This window comes from Pseudomonas edaphica, from assembly GCF_965277385.1.
Classification (GTDB): domain Bacteria; phylum Pseudomonadota; class Gammaproteobacteria; order Pseudomonadales; family Pseudomonadaceae; genus Aquipseudomonas; species Aquipseudomonas edaphica.
Window position 1 is genome coordinate 2,340,380 of record NZ_OZ255725.1, and the last position, 17,090, is coordinate 2,357,469.

Annotated in this window: 19 protein-coding genes and 2 pseudogenes; 7 read left to right on the forward strand and 14 right to left on the reverse strand. The window is 60.3% G+C overall.

Going from position 1 to position 17,090, the window contains the following annotated elements; genetic code table 11:
• Positions 1-16 precede the first annotated feature (16 nt).
• Both pgeF and rluD read right to left on the reverse strand, forming a co-directional pair.
• Positions 17-742 (reverse strand): peptidoglycan editing factor PgeF, encoded by a 726-nt coding sequence (gene pgeF, locus ACQY47_RS10645; RefSeq protein ID WP_428557067.1) that lies wholly within the window; start codon positions 740-742, stop codon positions 17-19.
• Complete coding sequence (rluD, locus tag ACQY47_RS10650) at positions 739-1,701, reverse strand: 23S rRNA pseudouridine(1911/1915/1917) synthase RluD (protein WP_017137596.1); 963 nt, start codon at positions 1,699-1,701, stop codon at positions 739-741. The genes pgeF and rluD overlap by 4 nt, the downstream gene beginning before the upstream one ends.
• Positions 1,702-1,850: 149 nt before the next feature.
• On the opposite strand from rluD, the gene ACQY47_RS10655 reads away from it, so the two are divergent.
• Both ACQY47_RS10655 and ACQY47_RS10660 read left to right on the forward strand, forming a co-directional pair.
• Positions 1,851-2,876, forward strand: coding sequence for an outer membrane protein assembly factor BamD (locus ACQY47_RS10655; protein ID WP_017137597.1), 1,026 nt, complete (start codon positions 1,851-1,853; stop codon positions 2,874-2,876).
• 126 nt (positions 2,877-3,002) lie between these two features.
• The gene (locus ACQY47_RS10660) at positions 3,003-3,236 is read left to right on the forward strand and encodes a PP0621 family protein (protein WP_017137598.1); all 234 of its coding nucleotides are present in this window, start codon (positions 3,003-3,005) and stop codon (positions 3,234-3,236) included.
• Here the strand turns inward: ACQY47_RS10660 and thiO are convergent.
• The 5 genes from thiO to pilV form a co-directional block, all read right to left on the reverse strand.
• On the reverse strand, positions 3,223-4,332 hold the full coding sequence (gene thiO / locus ACQY47_RS10665) for a glycine oxidase ThiO (RefSeq protein WP_017137599.1): 1,110 nt from the start codon (positions 4,330-4,332) through the stop codon (positions 3,223-3,225). The genes ACQY47_RS10660 and thiO overlap by 14 nt on opposite strands.
• Before the next feature lie 62 nt (positions 4,333-4,394).
• Entirely contained in the window at positions 4,395-4,796 is a 402-nt protein-coding gene (locus tag ACQY47_RS10670; protein ID WP_428557068.1) for a type IV pilin protein, read from the reverse strand.
• 14 nt (positions 4,797-4,810) lie between these two features.
• Positions 4,811-5,335, reverse strand: coding sequence for a pilus assembly PilX family protein (locus ACQY47_RS10675; RefSeq protein WP_428557069.1), 525 nt, complete (start codon positions 5,333-5,335; stop codon positions 4,811-4,813).
• A 6-nt stretch (positions 5,336-5,341) separates the two neighbouring features.
• Positions 5,342-6,049, reverse strand: a complete 708-nt coding sequence (locus ACQY47_RS10680) for a prepilin-type N-terminal cleavage/methylation domain-containing protein (RefSeq protein WP_428557070.1) — start codon at positions 6,047-6,049, stop codon at positions 5,342-5,344.
• A complete protein-coding gene (pilV, locus tag ACQY47_RS10685) occupies positions 6,046-6,531 on the reverse strand; it encodes a type IV pilus modification protein PilV (RefSeq protein WP_428557071.1) in 486 nt (161 codons plus the stop codon). Before pilV ends, ACQY47_RS10680 begins: the two co-directional genes overlap by 4 nt.
• Before the next feature lie 203 nt (positions 6,532-6,734).
• Between pilV and ACQY47_RS10690 the strand changes: the two genes are divergently transcribed.
• Complete coding sequence (locus ACQY47_RS10690; protein ID WP_138451313.1) at positions 6,735-7,310, forward strand: GspH/FimT family pseudopilin; 576 nt, start codon at positions 6,735-6,737, stop codon at positions 7,308-7,310.
• Here ACQY47_RS10690 and ispH read toward each other — a convergent pair.
• The 6 genes from ispH to murJ all read right to left on the reverse strand — a co-directional run bounded on the left by ispH (position 7,264) and on the right by murJ (position 14,787).
• On the reverse strand, positions 7,264-8,211 hold the full coding sequence (ispH, locus tag ACQY47_RS10695; RefSeq protein ID WP_017137605.1) for a 4-hydroxy-3-methylbut-2-enyl diphosphate reductase: 948 nt from the start codon (positions 8,209-8,211) through the stop codon (positions 7,264-7,266). The genes ACQY47_RS10690 and ispH overlap by 47 nt on opposite strands.
• Before the next feature lie 183 nt (positions 8,212-8,394).
• On the reverse strand, positions 8,395-8,832 hold the full coding sequence (gene fkpB / locus ACQY47_RS10700) for an FKBP-type peptidyl-prolyl cis-trans isomerase (RefSeq protein WP_010213263.1): 438 nt from the start codon (positions 8,830-8,832) through the stop codon (positions 8,395-8,397).
• A gap of 7 nt (positions 8,833-8,839) precedes the next feature.
• The gene (gene lspA, locus ACQY47_RS10705; RefSeq protein ID WP_017137607.1) at positions 8,840-9,352 is read right to left on the reverse strand and encodes a signal peptidase II; all 513 of its coding nucleotides are present in this window, start codon (positions 9,350-9,352) and stop codon (positions 8,840-8,842) included.
• Positions 9,345-12,176: an isoleucine--tRNA ligase gene (gene ileS / locus ACQY47_RS10710; RefSeq protein WP_017137608.1), complete on the reverse strand. Its 2,832-nt coding sequence runs from the start codon at positions 12,174-12,176 to the stop codon at positions 9,345-9,347. The genes lspA and ileS overlap by 8 nt, the downstream gene beginning before the upstream one ends.
• A gap of 14 nt (positions 12,177-12,190) precedes the next feature.
• The gene (ribF, locus tag ACQY47_RS10715) at positions 12,191-13,129 is read right to left on the reverse strand and encodes a bifunctional riboflavin kinase/FAD synthetase (protein ID WP_016971190.1); all 939 of its coding nucleotides are present in this window, start codon (positions 13,127-13,129) and stop codon (positions 12,191-12,193) included.
• A 119-nt stretch (positions 13,130-13,248) separates the two neighbouring features.
• Complete coding sequence (gene murJ / locus ACQY47_RS10720; RefSeq protein ID WP_056859107.1) at positions 13,249-14,787, reverse strand: murein biosynthesis integral membrane protein MurJ; 1,539 nt, start codon at positions 14,785-14,787, stop codon at positions 13,249-13,251.
• Positions 14,788-15,040: 253 nt separating this feature from the next.
• Here murJ and rpsT (ACQY47_RS10725) point away from each other — a divergent pair, with 253 nt between their 5' ends.
• The 3 genes and pseudogenes from rpsT (ACQY47_RS10725) to rpsT (ACQY47_RS10735) form a co-directional block, all read left to right on the forward strand.
• Positions 15,041-15,319: a 30S ribosomal protein S20 gene (gene rpsT / locus ACQY47_RS10725; RefSeq protein WP_003171647.1), complete on the forward strand. Its 279-nt coding sequence runs from the start codon at positions 15,041-15,043 to the stop codon at positions 15,317-15,319.
• Between the two features lie 194 nt (positions 15,320-15,513).
• A pseudogene (gene rpsT / locus ACQY47_RS10730) lies at positions 15,514-15,642 on the forward strand (30S ribosomal protein S20); the annotation flags it as partial.
• Between the two features lie 194 nt (positions 15,643-15,836).
• Positions 15,837-15,965 (forward strand): annotated as a pseudogene (rpsT, locus tag ACQY47_RS10735) (30S ribosomal protein S20); the annotation flags it as partial.
• Positions 15,966-16,239: 274 nt separating this feature from the next.
• On the opposite strand, the gene ACQY47_RS10740 reads toward rpsT (ACQY47_RS10735), so the two are convergent.
• On the reverse strand, positions 16,240-16,725 hold the full coding sequence (locus ACQY47_RS10740; protein ID WP_003188398.1) for an FKBP-type peptidyl-prolyl cis-trans isomerase: 486 nt from the start codon (positions 16,723-16,725) through the stop codon (positions 16,240-16,242).
• On the opposite strand from ACQY47_RS10740, the gene ACQY47_RS10745 reads away from it, so the two are divergent.
• Positions 16,724-17,014, forward strand: a complete 291-nt coding sequence (locus ACQY47_RS10745; RefSeq protein ID WP_428557354.1) for a DUF3565 domain-containing protein — start codon at positions 16,724-16,726, stop codon at positions 17,012-17,014. The two genes, ACQY47_RS10740 and ACQY47_RS10745, sit on opposite strands and share 2 nt — an antisense overlap.
• Positions 17,015-17,090: the final 76 nt, after the last annotated feature.

The following is a 17,090-nucleotide window of genomic DNA, read 5'->3' on the forward strand; positions in this document are numbered from 1 at the left end:
CCCAAGTCAGGAGAGTCTAGCGCTCAAGCCAGATAAGGGAGGCGAACCGACCGGTGCGCGGGCTGCGACGATAGGAAAAGAAGCGTGGGTCGGTAACGGTGCATAAACCGCCACCATATACAGCAGTGACACCGCGCGCGGCCAGGCGCAGGCGCGCCAGCTGGTAAATATCGGCCATGTACTTGCCGGGGTTGCGGCTAGGTACAAAGGCCTCGGCCGTGGCTGGCAGTTGCTGCATGAAGGCTTCACGCACTTCGGGGCCGACTTCAAAGGCTTGCGGGCCGATGGCCGGGCCTAGCCACACCAGCACTTCGCCGGGCTCGGCATTCAAGCTTTCAAACGCAGCTTCCAATACACCGGCCGCCAACCCGCGCCAACCGGCATGGGCAGCCGCCACGCGGGTGCCGGCGCGGTTGCAGAACAACGCGGGCAGGCAGTCGGCGGTCATCGAGGTGCAGGCAATGCCGGGTGTGCTGGTCCAACTGGCGTCGGCTTCAGCGATACGCGAAGGGTCAGCCTCCACCACGGTTATCCCGTGAACCTGGCGTAACCAGGCAGGCTGGATAGTAAAAGCGTCGGTAAGACGGCGACGATTTTCAAGGACAGCCCCAAGGTCATCCTCGACGTGATCACCCAGGTTAAGGCTGTCGAACGGCGCCAGACTGACGCCGCCCGCACGGGTGGTGACGCAGGCTTTGACTCCCGACGGCGCGGGCCAGTCAGGAATCAGCCAGTCACTCATCCTACAAACGCCTCGCGATCCTGCTTGAGCAGCGACAACAACCAGACCAGATCGTCCGGCAGAGGCGATTCCCAGCTCATCCGCTTACCGCTCGTCGGATGATCCAGCTCCAGGAAACGTGCATGCAGTGCCTGGCGCGGGAAGGTTTTCAGCGATTCAACCATGGTCTGGCTGGCCGCTGGCGGAATACGGAAGCGACCACCGTAGGCCGGATCTCCGACCAACGGGAAGTTGATGTGCGCCATATGCACGCGAATCTGGTGCGTGCGGCCGGTCTCCAGCTTCACCCGCACATGCGTGTGGGAGCGGAAACGCTCCAGAACACGGTAGTGGCTGACGGCCGGCTTGCCGCCTTCCATCACCGCCATACGCTGGCGCTGCTGGCCGTGGCGGCCGATCGGGGCGTTGATCTTGCCACCCGCCACCACCACGCCGATCACGATGCATTCGTAGATCCGGCTGACACTGCGGGCCTGCAATTGTGTGACCAACTGCGTCTGCGCCTGAATGGTCTTGGCCACCACCATCAAGCCGGTGGTGTCCTTGTCCAGGCGGTGCACGATGCCGCAGCGCGGCACGTTGACGATGTCCGGCACGTGGTGCAACAAGGCATTGAGCAAAGTGCCATCAGCGTGCCCGACCGCCGGGTGAACCACCAGGCCTGCAGGTTTGTTGATGACCAGGATGTCATCGTCTTCATAGACGATATCCAGCTCGATGTCTTGGGCGACCCATTCTCCCTGGGCTTCCTGCTCGGCAGTCAGCTCAAGAATCGCACCGCCATGGACTATGTCTCGCGGGCGGATAACCGCTCCATCCACAGTCAGGCGGCCGTCTTTGATCCAGGCGGAAAGGCGCGAGCGCGAGTGCTCAGCGAATAATTGTGCGGCGACTTGATCGAGGCGTTGGCCGCCCAATTCGGACGGCACCTCTGCGCGAAGTTCAATTTTATCGGACATGCTCAGACTAGGCGTGGCACAGCCTTTGGTTTCGGCTGCGCGCTTGTGGTTAAATACGGCGTCTTTTGCCCCGAGGCTTTCAACGGGGCGCTCATCATAACAGGACGGCCCCGCCCAAGACAGCGGCCGTCATAGGGACGCAAGCCGCCATGCAAGTGAAACACCTGCTGCTGATCGCCATCCTCGCCATGACTGCTGCTTGCTCGTCAACAAAGGAAGTCGTCGACGAAAACCTGAGCGAAGTCGAGCTGTATCAATTAGCTCAAAAAGACTTGGACAATAATAGCTACACCAGTGCCACAGCCAAGCTGAAGGCCCTGGAGTCGCGCTATCCGTTCGGGCGCTATGCCGACCAGGCACAGCTCGAGCTGATCTACGCCAACTACAAGAACGCGGAGCCGGAAGCTGCAAAATCCGCCGCCGAGCGTTTCATCCGCCTGCACCCGCAGCACCCGAACGTGGACTACGCCTACTACATGAAGGGCCTGACCTCGTTCGACCAGGACGTTGGCCTGCTGGCGCGCTTCCTGCCGCTGGACATGACCAAGCGTGACCCTGGTGCTGCCCGCGACTCCTTCAACGAGTTCGCCCAGCTCACCAGCCGCTACCCCAACAGCCGCTACTCGCCGGACGCCAAGCAGCGCATGATCTACCTGCGCAACCTGCTGGCGTCCTACGAGATTCACGTGGCCGACTACTACCTGACCCGTCAGGCGTATGTAGCTGCCGCCAACCGTGGTCGTTATGTAGTTGAGAACTTCCAGGAGACCCCATCCGTGGGTGATGGCCTGGCGGTGATGACCCAGGCTTACCAGGCATTGCACCTGGATGCATTGGCAACCACCAGCCTGGAAACCCTGAAGCTCAACTACCCGGACTCCCCAAGTCTGAAAGACGGCCAGTTCGTGCCTCGGGTAGCTGAAGCAGACAACCGTTCCTGGTTGAGCAAATACACCCTGGGCCTGATCAGTTCCCGCCCACCATTGCCGCCGGGCGAAACCCGCGCCAACCAGGACGTGATGAAGCAGTTCCAGGACGCCAAGGAAGCCATTCCTTCGGAGCTCAAGCCGCATGACGCCAATGGCGACGTGATCGAAGAAGAAGCACCGCAGGCCCTGGGCAACAATGAAGACCGTTCGTGGTTCAGCTACATGACCTTCGGCGTGTTTGACTGATTGCACACAGCGTCATCAAGAAGGAGCCTCTCGAGGCTCCTTTTTTGTGGGCGTCTTGTTATTGCGCTGTGCGCTTGCCACGCGCTTGGCTAAACTGGCGCATTCCCTGTCGAGAAACTGCCCATCATGCTTCGTCTACTGTTCTGGATTGCCGTCATTGCTGCCGCGGTATGGTTCTGGCGCAAATTCAAAAGCCCGGCGGCTAAACAGCAACGCTCCGCCGAGCCGGGCGCGGCCCTGATGGTGCGCTGCGCCCACTGCGGCGTGCACCTGCCGCAGGATCGCGCACTCAATTCACGCCAGGAGTGGTACTGCACCCAGGCGCACCTGGAACAAGGGCCGAAGTCTATTCAGCGTTGATCCGACCGGCGGGCGCATACGGCGCCGGGTCAATGATCGGGGGACGCCCCAACAGCAAGTCAGCGAACAGTTGACAGGATGCCGGCGCGAGCACCAGCCCATTGCGATAATGCCCGCAGTTGAGCCAAAGCCCTTTGAAACCGGGCACTTCACCGATGTAAGGGATACCTTCCGGTGAACCGGGGCGCAAACCGGCCCAGTGACCTACGACCTGCGCATCTGCCAGCGCGGGAATCAACTCCACCGCCGACGCCTTGAGACTTTCCAAGGCCGACTCGGTCGGGGTCTTGTCGAACCCTTCATGCTCCAGCGTGCTGCCGATCAGAATGTGCCCGTCACGCCGCGGGATCGCATAACGCCCTTTGGCCAGCACCATGCTCGACAAAAAATCCGACGCACATTTGTACAAAATCATTTGGCCTTTGACCGGCTCCACTGGCAGCGACAGGCCCAGCTTGCCGAGTATTTCGCCGCTCCAGGCGCCCGCAGCCAGCACCACCTGATCGCCCAGGATCGGCCCCGCAGCGGTATTTACACCCACGACGTTGCCACCTTCAATAACAAACCCCTCCACTTCGCACTGCTCATGAAGGGTCACGCCCGGCAACGCCAACAGCGCAGCCTTGAGGGATTTGACCAGACGCGGGTTGCGCACATTGGCCACGTTCGCCATGTAGATCGCCTGGGAATATCCACCGCCCAGCACCGGCACGGCATCATGGGCGGCCGACACATCTACCTTGCTCAACGGGCGACCTTCTCGGGCAGCCCAAGCCAACGCTTGGGCTTCATCTTCCAGGTCCAACCAGTACAGGCCTGTGGTGTGAACCTCTGGATCAACCCCGGTGGCCGCAAACAGCCGCTCTGCCAACTGCGGGTAAAAATCCTGCGACCAATGGGCCAATGCGGTGACCGCCGGACTGTAGCGCCATGGATACAGCGGCGAAACAATGCCGCCACCCGCCCAGGAAGACTCCTGCCCAAGCCCCGACCGCTCCAGCAGCACCACGGCCTGCCCCTCCGTGGCCAGGTTAAACGCGGTCAACAAGCCGATGACACCGCCACCGACAATCACCACTTGCTGTTGCTTAGCCATCATTTGATCCAGCCGATAAAAAGGGAAAAGCGCACCCGGCGCCCATTCATCCAGTACTCTCATCATTGCCCCCAACACGCATGGCGCGACATTTCAGGTATCGCGCCCGGGTTGCTGCGCACGCCGGTGCTGGACAAACTGAACTCACCGCATGGGTCATTTGCCATGATGGCGCCGACTGCAGGCGAGGCGACCAGTGTGAATGACTGGGGGCTCAATGCAGTGCTGATTCTATAGTGATCATTGCCGGCACTGGCGCCGCTTGCATCAATAAAAGTGCCGTGGCGCGTGTAAAAACGTTCGAGGTGCTGCGCCTGCTCAATCAACAGCGCAACGATCTGCGCGCGGTAGGCTTTTTTCACCTGCCCGGTATACGCGGGGTAAGCAATCCCGGCCAAAAACGCGATGATCGCGACCGCGCCCAGTAACTCGATCAGGGTAAAACCTTGGCAATCCTTGCCCATTGATACGCTCCTTACTAGTGAAGTTGTCGCCATAGCACCCGATGAACGCTCAGACCGCCCTCTGCCTGTGCATAGACCGCCTCCAGCACCGTGCGCACTTGGCCACTGCTCCCAACCGCCGTCACGCGGTACAACGCGGCCGGTGTTTCGGCAGGCAAACCCGCCATCCCCACGCCCACTCCCAGGGATTGCACGCCATACAGGCCGCCCTTCAGGGCAACCCAAGTGACCGCTGACACGGGGTTTGTGCCAGCCTCTATCACCTGCGACGACTCGACCGGCGGCGCACAGGAATGGATTGCCCGACACACCGGCAGTGTCGCGCCTGCCCGCCGGATCACCGACTCACCCAACCGCAGGCCACTTTCGGCGCTTTGGAATGACTGGTTTCGATGCCATACGCTGCCGGTAATCTTTTGTTGGGACACCGCCCCTTGCATCGATGCCAGGCCGATCAGTGACAGCACCAGCAGAAACACCAGGCTGATCAGTAAAACCATGCCGGCTTGCCCTGCATAAAAGCGTTGATGATTGAACATGCTGCCCTACCCCAACCGGTTTCGCAGGGCTGCGACGACGCTGTAGGCCTGATCTTTCACGCGCCCGGTCGGGTCTTGCAGCGTCATGCGCAGGCGTACGCTGCGGATCAGCGATTCATCCGCCGGGCTGGCGTCATAGCGCGCTACCTGAGGCGAACCTGGTTTGCCCGCCACGCCGAAACTGATGTCGAAGGCCTGCACGTTGTCCAACAGCACCGCCTTGGCCGGCGCCGCAGGCGTACTGACCTTCAATTGCCCAGTTTCATAGGTGTAGGTGAGTTGGCGCAGCGCAAAGCGGATCTGCCCTGGCGTCGGTGGCGGTGAATTCCCCGCGTAGGCCTGGGCCGTGCCGAGGCAGTCAGAGAGCACCGTCCAGTCAGGCGTGCCGCCCTCACCTGCGACATCGGCGGTGACCAGCGTCAGCGACCAGGAACTGCCTGCAGAATGCCAACCCACAGGTTGATCAAAGGCTGGGGGTGCGTTGTCGATAGAGGCTGTCGCCAGGCAGCCGAACATGCCCGCCTGGCGGATATCCCGGATCATCTTGCCCAGCACAAACCGCGCGTCATCCTGCAGCAGCATGGCGGCCTGTTGGCTGGCTTGAGTCGTGCGAGCGCTGATCGTCACCTGGCTGACACCCAGCACCAGCAGCAACCCGACAGCCAGCGCGAGCAACAACTCCACCAGGCTGAAGCCACGGACAAAGCTTCTCATTGAGGCGCCTGCGGGTCGCTGGTAATCCGGCTGGTGAGGGTGAAGGTTTCCCGCGCCCCGGGCGTATTCGCCCCACGGGCATCATCCCAACTGATGCTCACGGTTACCTCGCCATCGCTGATCACCACCGAGCCTTTGGCGTCCTCGCCGGCGAAGCCGATGATATTGGCTTCGAAGTCATGCAGGTCCAGGTCCCGCACGCTGGCCGTCGCGCTAAGGACGGGGGCGGTTTGCGCGAACCCCCATGCGTAGTCGGCACCTGAGTTGGCGCGGATTCGGTCGAGCATATCGTAGGCAATGAAACTGGCCTGGCTGGTCATCCTTGAGCTGTCGGTGTACTTGAGTGCATTGAGCTGGGTCACTGCGGCGCCCAGCAACCCGACGGCGAGAATCAGCACCGCCACCAGCACTTCGATCAAGGTCATGCCGGTTTGCTGTCGAGGCAGCACGCAGGGAAAAAGTCTGTTCGGGCAGGCAAGCATTACCGTCGTCATCCGTGTCGAAGGCTGAAAAAAGCAGCGCAATGCTGCTGTGAGACCCAAGACTAGCGCCGGTTTTTGGCTCGCGCTGCTATCGGAACAAAGGGAAATACTTTGGACATAAAGGCCATCATTCAGCCCCGCCGCCGGGCGCTATACCTAGGTCTCCAAACCCATTTTTACCCTTGCCCATGGAGGGACAGACTATGCAACAACGCGGTTTCACCCTGATCGAACTTCTGTTCGGCCTGTTACTGGGCGGCATCCTGGTGACCGTGGCAGTGCCCGCCTTCAAGGGGTTGCTTGCGTCGCAGCAGCAACGCAGCGCGGCACACTCACTTGCCGAAGGCCTGCGGTTGGCGCGCACTGAGGCAATCACCCGCAATCGCGCAGTGATCATTCAGGCGCTGGAGAACGATTGGAGCCGAGGATGGCAAATCATCGTGGATACAAGCGGGCGCGGCGAGCCGGGTACCGACAACCCTATACTGCTGGAACGGCAGGGCAATGGGCGCGTGCTGATGGCGGGCAATGGGCCAGTCAAGAGCCAGGTACGCTTCAGCGGGCTGGGTGAGCCGGTGTTTGCGGGAGGTGGCTTCCGCGCCGGTACGGTGCACATCTGCGGCACCGACCCGGTACAGAGCCTCTATCAAGTGGTGCTGGCGCCCAGCGGGCGCATCAGCCTGCGCAGTGAGGCCACCGAGCAGGCGCTGTGCGGCTCCGGCACCGTGGCACTCAGAGCAGCGAACGAACCCGCAGCTCTTTGGGCATGGAGAACGTGATGTTCTCTTCGCGACCGGCCAATTCATCCGCGCCGGTGGCGCCCCAGGCCTGCAGTTGCTGGATCACACCGCGCACCAGCACTTCTGGAGCGGAAGCCCCTGCGGTGATGCCAATACGCTCAACGCCGTCGAACCAACTGCGCTGCATGTCTTCAGCGCCATCGATCAGGTAGGCCGGCGTGGCCATGCGTTCAGCCAGTTCGCGCAAGCGGTTGGAGTTGGAGCTGTTGGGGCTGCCGACCACCAGAACCACATCGCATTCGTCGGCCAGTTGCTTGACCGCGTCCTGGCGGTTTTGCGTGGCGTAGCAGATGTCATCCTTACGTGGGCCGCCAATTGCCGGGAAACGCGTGCGCAGGGCATCGATCACACGGCTGGTGTCGTCCATCGACAGGGTGGTTTGCGTCACGAAGGCCAGGCGATCAGGGTTTTGAACCTGCAACTCGGCCACGTCTTTTTCGTCTTCTACCAAGTAGATGGCGCCGCCATTACTGGCGTCGTACTGCCCCATGGTGCCTTCGACTTCCGGGTGACCGGCGTGGCCGATCAGGATGCATTCACGGCCGTCGCGGCTATAGCGCGCGACTTCGATATGCACCTTGGTCACCAGCGGGCAGGTGGCGTCAAACACCTTGAGGCCACGGCCCGCCGCTTCGGTACGTACTGCCTGGGACACGCCGTGGGCGCTGAAGATGACGATAACGTCGTCCGGCACTTGGTCGAGTTCTTCGACAAAGATAGCCCCGCGTGCGCGCAGGTCTTCAACCACGAATTTGTTGTGGACGACTTCATGGCGCACGTAAATCGGCGGCCCGAACACTTCCAGGGCGCGATTGACGATTTCGATCGCCCGGTCCACACCGGCGCAGAAGCCACGGGGGTTGGCGAGTTTGATTTGCATGCTGTGCCTCGTGTCTTGCAGGGCAAGAAATTGGATCAACTCAACTCTACAGGAGTAAGCCCCTGTGGGAACCGGGCTTGCCCGCGATGCAAACGACCGGGTGTATCAGGTACACCGAGGTGATGCTATCGCAGGCAAGCCAGCTCCCACACAAGCCGGCCCCATAAGCGCCGGTTTCGTCAGTCAGAGCGCTTTAACGTCGATGATTTCAACGTCAAACGTCAAGGTTTTACCGGCCAACGGGTGGTTGAAGTCGATGGTCACTTGCGCGTCATCGAAGGTTTTAACCACGCCGGGCAGCTCGGTGTTCGCCGCATCGTTGAAGATCACCAACAGGCCTTCCGACAGGTCCATGTCCTGGAACTGCGAGCGCGGGATGATCTGCACGTTTTGCGGGTTGGGCTGGCCAAAGGCGTTTTCCGGCAGGATCTGCAAGGTGCGCTTGTCGCCGGCCTTGAAACCGAACAGTGCCGCTTCAAAACCCGGCAGCAGGTTGCCATCACCGACTTTGAAGGTCGCCGGGGCTTTGTCGAACGTGCTGTCGACCGTGTCGCCATTCTCCAGGCGCAGTGCGAAATGCAAAGTGACTTCCGTGTTCTGGCCGATGCGTTGCTCAGCCAATACCTGATCAGTCATTGACGGTCTCTCCGGTTTTCTTGCTTTTGAACATGTCCAACGCCAGCATGATTGCACCGACGGTGATGGCGCTGTCGGCAAAGTTGAACGCCGGGAAGTACCAGCGGTTCTGCCAATGCACCAGAATAAAGTCGATCACATGGCCCAGGGCAATGCGGTCGTACAGGTTGCCCAGCGCGCCGCCCAGCACCAAGGCCAGGGCAATGGCGAGCCAGGTATCATCACGGCCCAGACGCTTGAGCCAGACCACCAGCACAGCGCTGACAACCACCGCGATCAAGGCAAACAGCCAGCGCTGCCAGCCGCCGCTGTCCGCCAGGAAGCTGAAGGCAGCACCGGTGTTGTAGGCCAGGGTCCAGCTGAAGTAGTCAGGAATGACCACAATCTGCTGGAACATCTGCAGGGAGCCTTCGAAATGAGCCTTGCTGACCTGGTCAATGACCAGGACCAGCACGCTCAGCACGAGCAAACCCAGACGTCCGAAACGACTGGAAGCATTAGGCATAGTGGCGAACCTCGCCAGCACCGCTGATGTTGTCGACGCAACGACCGCAGATTTCCGGATGCTCTGGGTTCACGCCGACGTCTTCACGGCAGTGCCAGCAACGGGCGCACTTAGGAAAGGCCGACTTGACCACTTTGAGCTTGAGGCCCGGCACTTCGGTGGCCACTGCGTCCGCAGGTGCCTGGGCAAACGGTGCCAGGCTCGCGGTCGAGGTGATCAGTACGAAGCGCAGTTCGTTGCTCAGCTTGGCCAGGTCGGCGGTCAGGCCTTCCTCGGCAAACAGGGTGACTTCGGCTTGCAGGTTGCCACCGACGGCCTTGGCCGCGCGCTGAACTTCCAGCTCCTTGTTCACCGCAACCTTGACGGCCATCACGCCTTCCCAGTACTCGCGGCCCAGTTCGAAGTTGGCCGGCAATTCGGTCAGGCCTTCGTACCAGGTGTTGAGCATCACCGATTCGTTACGCTCGCCCGGCAGGTATTCCCACAGTTCGTCGGCGGTGAAGGCCAGGATCGGTGCGATCCAGCGCACCAGCGCTTCAGAGATGTGGTACAGCGCGGTCTGCGCCGAGCGGCGCGCCTTGCTGTTGGCGCCGGTGGTGTACTGGCGGTCCTTGATGATATCGAGGTAGAAACCACCCAGCTCCTGCACGCAGAAGTTGTGGATCTTGGAGTACACGTTCCAGAAACGGTATTCGCCGTAGTGTTCCTGCAGCTCGCGCTGCAGCAACAGCGTACGGTCCACGGCCCAACGGTCCAGGGCGAGCATGTCCTCGGCCGGCAGGATGTCGGTGGCCGGGTTGAAACCGGTCAGGTTCGACAGCAGGAAGCGTGCGGTATTACGGATACGGCGGTAGGCATCGGCGCTACGGGCCAGGATCTGGTCCGACACGGCGATTTCGCCCGAGTAATCGGTCGACGCTACCCACAGACGCATGATGTCGGCGCCCAGGGTGTCGTTGATCTTTTTCGGCTCGATCACGTTTTTCAGCGACTTGGACATCTTGCGGCCCGTCTCGTCGACGGTGAAGCCGTGGGTCAGCAGTTCGCGGTACGGCGCGTGGTTGTCGATGGCGCAGCCGGTCAGCAACGACGAGTGGAACCAGCCACGGTGTTGGTCCGAGCCTTCCAGGTACAGGTCGGCACGCGGGCCGGTGGCGTGACCCATCGGGTGCGAACCGCGCAGCACGTGCCAGTGGGTGGTACCCGAGTCGAACCACACGTCGAGGGTGTCGCTGATCTTGTCGTACAGCGGCGCTTCGTCGCCCAGCAGTTCGGCGGCGTCCAGCTTGAACCAGGCTTCGATGCCTTCCTGCTCAACGCGCAGCGCCACTGCTTCCATCAGTTCAACGGTACGTGGGTGCAGCTCGCCGCTTTCCTTGTTCAGGAAGAACGGAATCGGCACGCCCCAGTTGCGCTGGCGGGAGATGCACCAGTCCGGGCGGTTGGCGATCATCGAGTGCAGGCGCGCCTGGCCCCAGGCCGGGACGAACTTGGTGTCTTCGATGGCTTTGAGCGAGCGCACACGCAGGGTGTCGCCGCTGGTCGGCTCTTTGTCCATGCCGATAAACCACTGCGCGGTAGCGCGGTAGATCAGCGGGGTCTTGTGACGCCAGCAGTGCATGTAGCTGTGCTTGATGGTTTCGGTGTGCAGCAGCGAACCGACTTCACGCAGTTTGTCGATGATCGGCTCGTTGGCCTTGAAGATGAACTGGCCGCCAAAGAACTCCAGCGACGGCGCGTACACGCCATTGCTCTGCACCGGGTTGAGGATGTCATCGTTGACCATGCCGTAGGCTTTGCAGGTCACAAAGTCATCAACGCCGTAGGCCGGCGCGGAGTGAACCACACCCGTACCCGAACCCAGCTCAACGTAGTCAGCCAGGTACACCGGCGACAGACGGTCATAGAACGGGTGACGGAAATTGATCAGTTCCAGCGCAGTGCCGGTGGTGGTGGCGATGACCGAACCTTGCAGCTCGTAGCGCGCCAGGCAGGCTTCGACCATTTCTTCAGCCAGCACCAGCAGGCGATCACCGACGTCCACCAGGGCATAGGTGAATTCCGGGTGCACGTTCAGCGCCTGGTTGGCCGGGATGGTCCACGGGGTGGTGGTCCAGATCACGATGGCTGCAGGCTTTGGCAGGCTGGACAGGCCAAAGGCTTGGGCCAGCTTGTCGTCGTCGGCGATCGGGAAGGCCACGTCGATGGTCGAGGACTTCTTGTCTTCGTACTCGACTTCCGCTTCAGCCAGGGCCGAACCGCAGTCGAAGCACCAGTTCACGGGCTTGAGGCCCTTGAACACGAAACCGCCTTTGACGATCTCGGCCAAGGCACGGATTTCACCGGCCTCGTTCTTGAAGTTCATGGTCTTGTACGGGTTGTCCCACTCGCCCAGCACGCCCAGGCGGATGAATTCGGACTTCTGCCCTTCGATCTGCTCGGTGGCGTAGGCACGGCACAGTTCGCGGGTTTTATCCGCGCCCAGGTTCTTGCCGTAGGTCACTTCGACTTTGTGTTCGATCGGCAGGCCGTGGCAGTCCCAGCCCGGAACATAAGGCGCGTCGAAGCCCGACAGGGTTTTCGAACGCAGGATCATGTCCTTGAGAATTTTGTTCAGCGCATGACCGATGTGAATCGTGCCGTTGGCATAAGGAGGGCCGTCGTGCAGGACGAACTTCGGACGATCCTTGCCAATTTCGCGCAACTTTCCGTACAGGCCAATACTGTCCCAGCGCTGCAGGATCTGCGGTTCGCGCTGTGGCAGGCCGGCCTTCATTGGGAAGGCGGTGTCCGGAAGGTTTAGCGTGGCTTTATAGTCGGTCATTTAAGGCTCTTCGGTTAGCGATGGGCGCTAGGTGCGGCTAGTGCACGGGCGGCGGCGACATCCGCATTGATCGCCGTTTTCAACGCCTCAAGGGAGGCGAAACGCTGCTCTTCACGCAGCTTCTGGTGGAAAACCACCGTTAAACGCCGGTCATACAAATCACCGGCAAAATCCAAAAGGTGAACTTCCAGGTGGGCCTTGCCATCACCTGCAACCGTGGGCCTGACGCCTATGTTGGCGACTCCCGGCCACGATTGGCCGTCGATGTCGACACTTACCAGGTAAACCCCGGTGAGTGGCACACGACGACGTTTGAGCTGCACGTTGGCGGTTGGCGTACCCAGTTGGCGCGCCAGCTTCTGGCCGTGCAATACCCGTCCGGCAATGCGGAACGGGCGACCGAGCAAACGCTCGGCCAAGGCGAAGTCGGCAGCCGCCAGTGCGTTACGCACCTGGGTACTGCTCACGCGCAGGCCGTCCAGTTCGACGGTTTGCGCGGCTTCGACGGTAAAACCTTGATTCACACCAGCGTGTTGCAGGAAGTCGAAATCGCCGACGCGGTCGCAGCCGAAACGGAAGTCGTCGCCGACCTCCAGGTGCTGCACGCCCAGGCCATCTACCAGGATACGGTCAACGAACTCGGCGGCGCTGAGGCTTTGCAAACGCTGATTGAAGGCCAGGCACAGCACACGGTCCACGCCCTCTTCAGCCAGCAGTTGCAGCTTGTCGCGCAGGCGGGCCAAGCGCGCCGGAGCCGTCTCGGGGGTAAAGTATTCCCGCGGCTGTGGCTCAAAAATCACCACGCAGCTGGGCACGCCCAACTCGACCGCACGTTCACGCAGCCGGCCCAGGATAGCCTGGTGGCCACGGTGAACACCGTCAAAGTTGCCAATAGTGGCGACGCAGCCCCGATGCTCGGGGCGCAGGTTGTGGAGACCTCGAACCAGCTGCATAACGCGCTTCTTGCTCATAAAGTGGTCGATTATAACCACACCCGGCCCCGGACGACAGGCAACAGCGCAGGCCAAATGGATCGAATCGATAAAACAACCGTTTTATCACGGCAAAGTCTCTAGCCAAGCGACTTTCGATTGAAATCACGCAGACGGAAGCCTTGCAACAGCAACATCCCGAAGTACACCACCACACCTGCCACGACCAGAACACCCAGGCGCATGAAGCGTTCAAGCATATGGCCTTGATCCCAGGCGGGCATGAAGTGCATCAGGCCCAACAACACCGCCGACATCATCGCCACCGCCACCAGCAGCTTGAGGGCAAACAGGCCCCAGCCCGGCTGCGGCTGATACATCTGCTGCTTGCGCAGTTGATAAAACAGCAGGCCCGCGTTGATGCAGGCACCCGCGCTGATGGCCAGGGCCAGGCCGGCATGGGCCAACGGGCCGATAAACACCAGGTTGAGCAGTTGCGTGACGATCAGGGTGAAGATTGCGATCTTGACCGGCGTGCGGATGTTTTGCTGGGCGTAGAAGCCCGGCGCCAGCACTTTGATCACGATAATGCCGAGCAGACCGACGGAGTAGGCGACCAGTGCGCGCTGGGTCATTGACGCGTCAAACGCGCTGAACTGGCCGTATTGGAACAGCGACACGGTCAACGGCTCAGCCAGAATGCCCAGGGCCAGGGAACACGGCAACACCAGCATAAAGCACAGGCGCAGGCCCCAGTCGAGGATGCGCGAGTACTCCTGGCGGTCCTTGCTGGCATAGGTGCGCGACAGCGTCGGCAGCAAGATTGTGCCCAAGGCTACACCCAGTACGCCGGACGGCAACTCCATCAAGCGATCGGCGTAGTACATCCAGGAGACCGAACCGGACACCAGCAAGGACGCGAACGCAGTGTTGATGATCAGGGAAATCTGGCTCACCGACACGCCCAGGATCGCCGGCAGCATATTGCGCATCACGCGCCATACGCCGGTGTCCTTGAGGTTCAGCCGCGGCAGCACCAGCATGCCGATTTTTTTCAGGTGCGGCAGTTGGTACAGCAGCTGCGCCAGGCCGCCGGCCAGTACCGCCCAGCCCAGGGCCATAACCGGCGGGTCGAAGTACGGCGTCAGGAACAGCGCAAAAATAATCATGCTGACGTTCAGTAATGTCGGCACGAAGGCCGGCACCGAGAAACGGTTCCAGGTATTGAGGATCGCCCCGGCCAGGGAAGACAGCGAAATCAGCAATATATAAGGAAAGGTCACCCGCAACAGGTCAGTGGTCAGCGCGAATTTTTCCGGGGTATTGGCAAAACCGGGGGCCGTGGCCCAGATCACCCAGGGCGCGGCAAGCATGCCGACGAGGGTTACCAGCATCAGTACCAGGGTCAGCAAGCCCGAGACATAGGCAATAAAGGTACGGGTCGCCTCTTCACCCTGCTGGGTTTTGTATTCGGCCAGGATCGGCACGAAAGCCTGGGAGAATGCGCCCTCGGCGAAGATCCGCCGCAACAGGTTGGGCAGTTTAAAGGCAATAAAGAACGCATCCGTGGCCATGCTGGCGCCGAAAATGCGTGCCAGCAGGGTGTCACGCACAAACCCTAAAACCCGGGAGATCATCGTGATAGAGCTGACGGCAGCCAACGATTTGAGCAGATTCATTGAAAGAGTTTGCGCCTTTAGATAAAGAGCAGGCGAACAAAGCGCCCACTTATGCGATACTGCGCGCCTGCAACAGCACAGAGCCAAAGCTCGCGAGTTTACAGGTCAAGCGCCGGAAATAAATCACCCGCCTCTTCAGATCGACCACTCAGCAGTTCGCATCAGCCGCCCTTGACAACCCATCAAGTCATCGGCATGATTCGCGGCCTATTTTGTTTGCTATTTCCTAAAAAGTCTTTCGAGGAGCTCGACGGTGGCCAACACACCTTCCGCCAAAAAACGTGCAAAACAGGCTGAGAAGCGTCGCAGCCACAACGCCAGCCTGCGTTCCATGGTTCGTACCTACATCAAGAATGTAGTTAAAGCCATCGACACCAAAGACGCTGAAAAAGCTCAAGCTGCTTACGTTCTGGCTGTGCCTGTTATCGACCGTATGGCCGATAAAGGCATCATCCACAAGAACAAAGCTGCTCGTCATAAGAGCCGCCTGAATGGCCACATCAAGGCTCTGAACGTCGCTGCAGCAGCCTAAGTGGTAACAACTGCCGCGTAACTCAGGTTGCGTAACAGTTAAGAAATGCCCCGAACCGAAAGGTCCGGGGCATTTTTGTTTGTGCCCAATAACTTGGGCGCACGGATCAAAATGTGGGAGCGGGCTTGCCCGCGATTGCGGTGGGTCAGTGGTGAACAGGCCAGCTGACACGCCCCCATCGCGGGCAAGCCCGCTCCCACATGGCTGTGCCTGTTATCGACCGTATGGCCGATAAAGGCATCATCCACAAGAACAAAGCTGCTCGTCATAAGAGCCGCCTGAATGGCCACATCAAGGCTCTGAACGTCGCTGCAGCAGCCTAAGTGGTAACAACTGCCGCGTAACTCAGGTTGCGTAACAGTTAAGAAATGCCCCGAACCGAAAGGTCCGGGGCATTTTTGTTTGTGCCCAATAACTTGGGCGCACGGATCAAAATGTGGGAGCGGGCTTGCCCGCGATTGCGGTGGGTCAGTGGTGAACAGGCCAGCTGACACGCCCCCATCGCGGGCAAGCCCGCTCCCACATGGCTGTGCCTGTTATCGACCGTATGGCCGATAAAGGCATCATCCACAAGAACAAAGCCGCTCGTCATAAGAGCCGCCTGAATGGCCACATCAAGGCTCTGAACGTCGCTGCAGCAGCCTAAGTGGTAACAACTGCCGCGTAACTCAGGTTACGTAACAGTTAAGAAATGCCCCGAACCGAAAGGTCCGGGGCATTTTTGTTTGTGCGCGATAAGATCAAAAATGTGGGAGCGGGCTTGCCCGCGATTGCGGTGGGTCAGTGATGTATAAGGCGGCTGACACGCCCTCATCGCGGGCAAGCCCGCTCCCACACTTGAACTGCAGTGTATTTTCGGGCGCAAAAAAAACGCCCCGAACCAGTCGGGGCGTTTTTGCTACCTATTGATCAAACCACAATCAATGGTGATGACCGCCTTCACCGTGGACGTGGCCGTGGGCCACTTCTTCCTGGGAGGCGTCGCGGATGGCAACGATCTTCACTTGGAAGTTCAGGCGCTGACCAGCCAGAGGGTGGTTGCCGTCGACAGTCACGTCGTCGCCGTCCAGATCGCGGATGGTGACGATCTGCATCTGGCCGTCCGGAGCGGATGCGTGGAACTGCATGCCCACTTCCAGCTCATCAACGCCTTCGAACATGCTGCGGCTCAGGGTGCTGACCAGTTCGGCGGAGTATTCGCCGTAAGCATCTTCAGGTTCTACGGCGACAGTCAGTTCGTCACCGACGTTCTTGCCTTCCAGAGCCTTCTCCAGGCCCGGGATGATGTTACCTGCACCTTGCAGGTAGACCAGCGGCGCGCCGCCGGCGGAGCTGTCGATGACCTCACCAGCGTCGTTGGTCAGGGTATAGTCGATGGAGACAGCCTTGTTAGCGGCGATCGTCATGGGGCGAGACCTTTTGCATAAGAATGAAGAACGGACAAGTCTAAACAAGGATTTGCCCGAAAGCGAACAGAACCCGGACAGACGGAACCGATCAACGGCATCCTTCATCATCGGTTTCCATCAGGATGAGGACAACCATTGGGTGGCCGAGCTGTCTTGCGGCCACACCCAGCACCTGCGCCACCAGCCGCCATGGCAGTCGCGCGCCTGGGTACTCGATACCGCGCAACGTCTTGAAAAAGTAGGCCAACCCTTTACGTGCGGCTGGTGTGCGCAAGCGCCTGAATAACGATAACCTTGGTGCCTGATTCCCGGTAGGCGCTCAGCCATAGAGCGCCACCGAAGCCATGCACCTCCAGAGAATT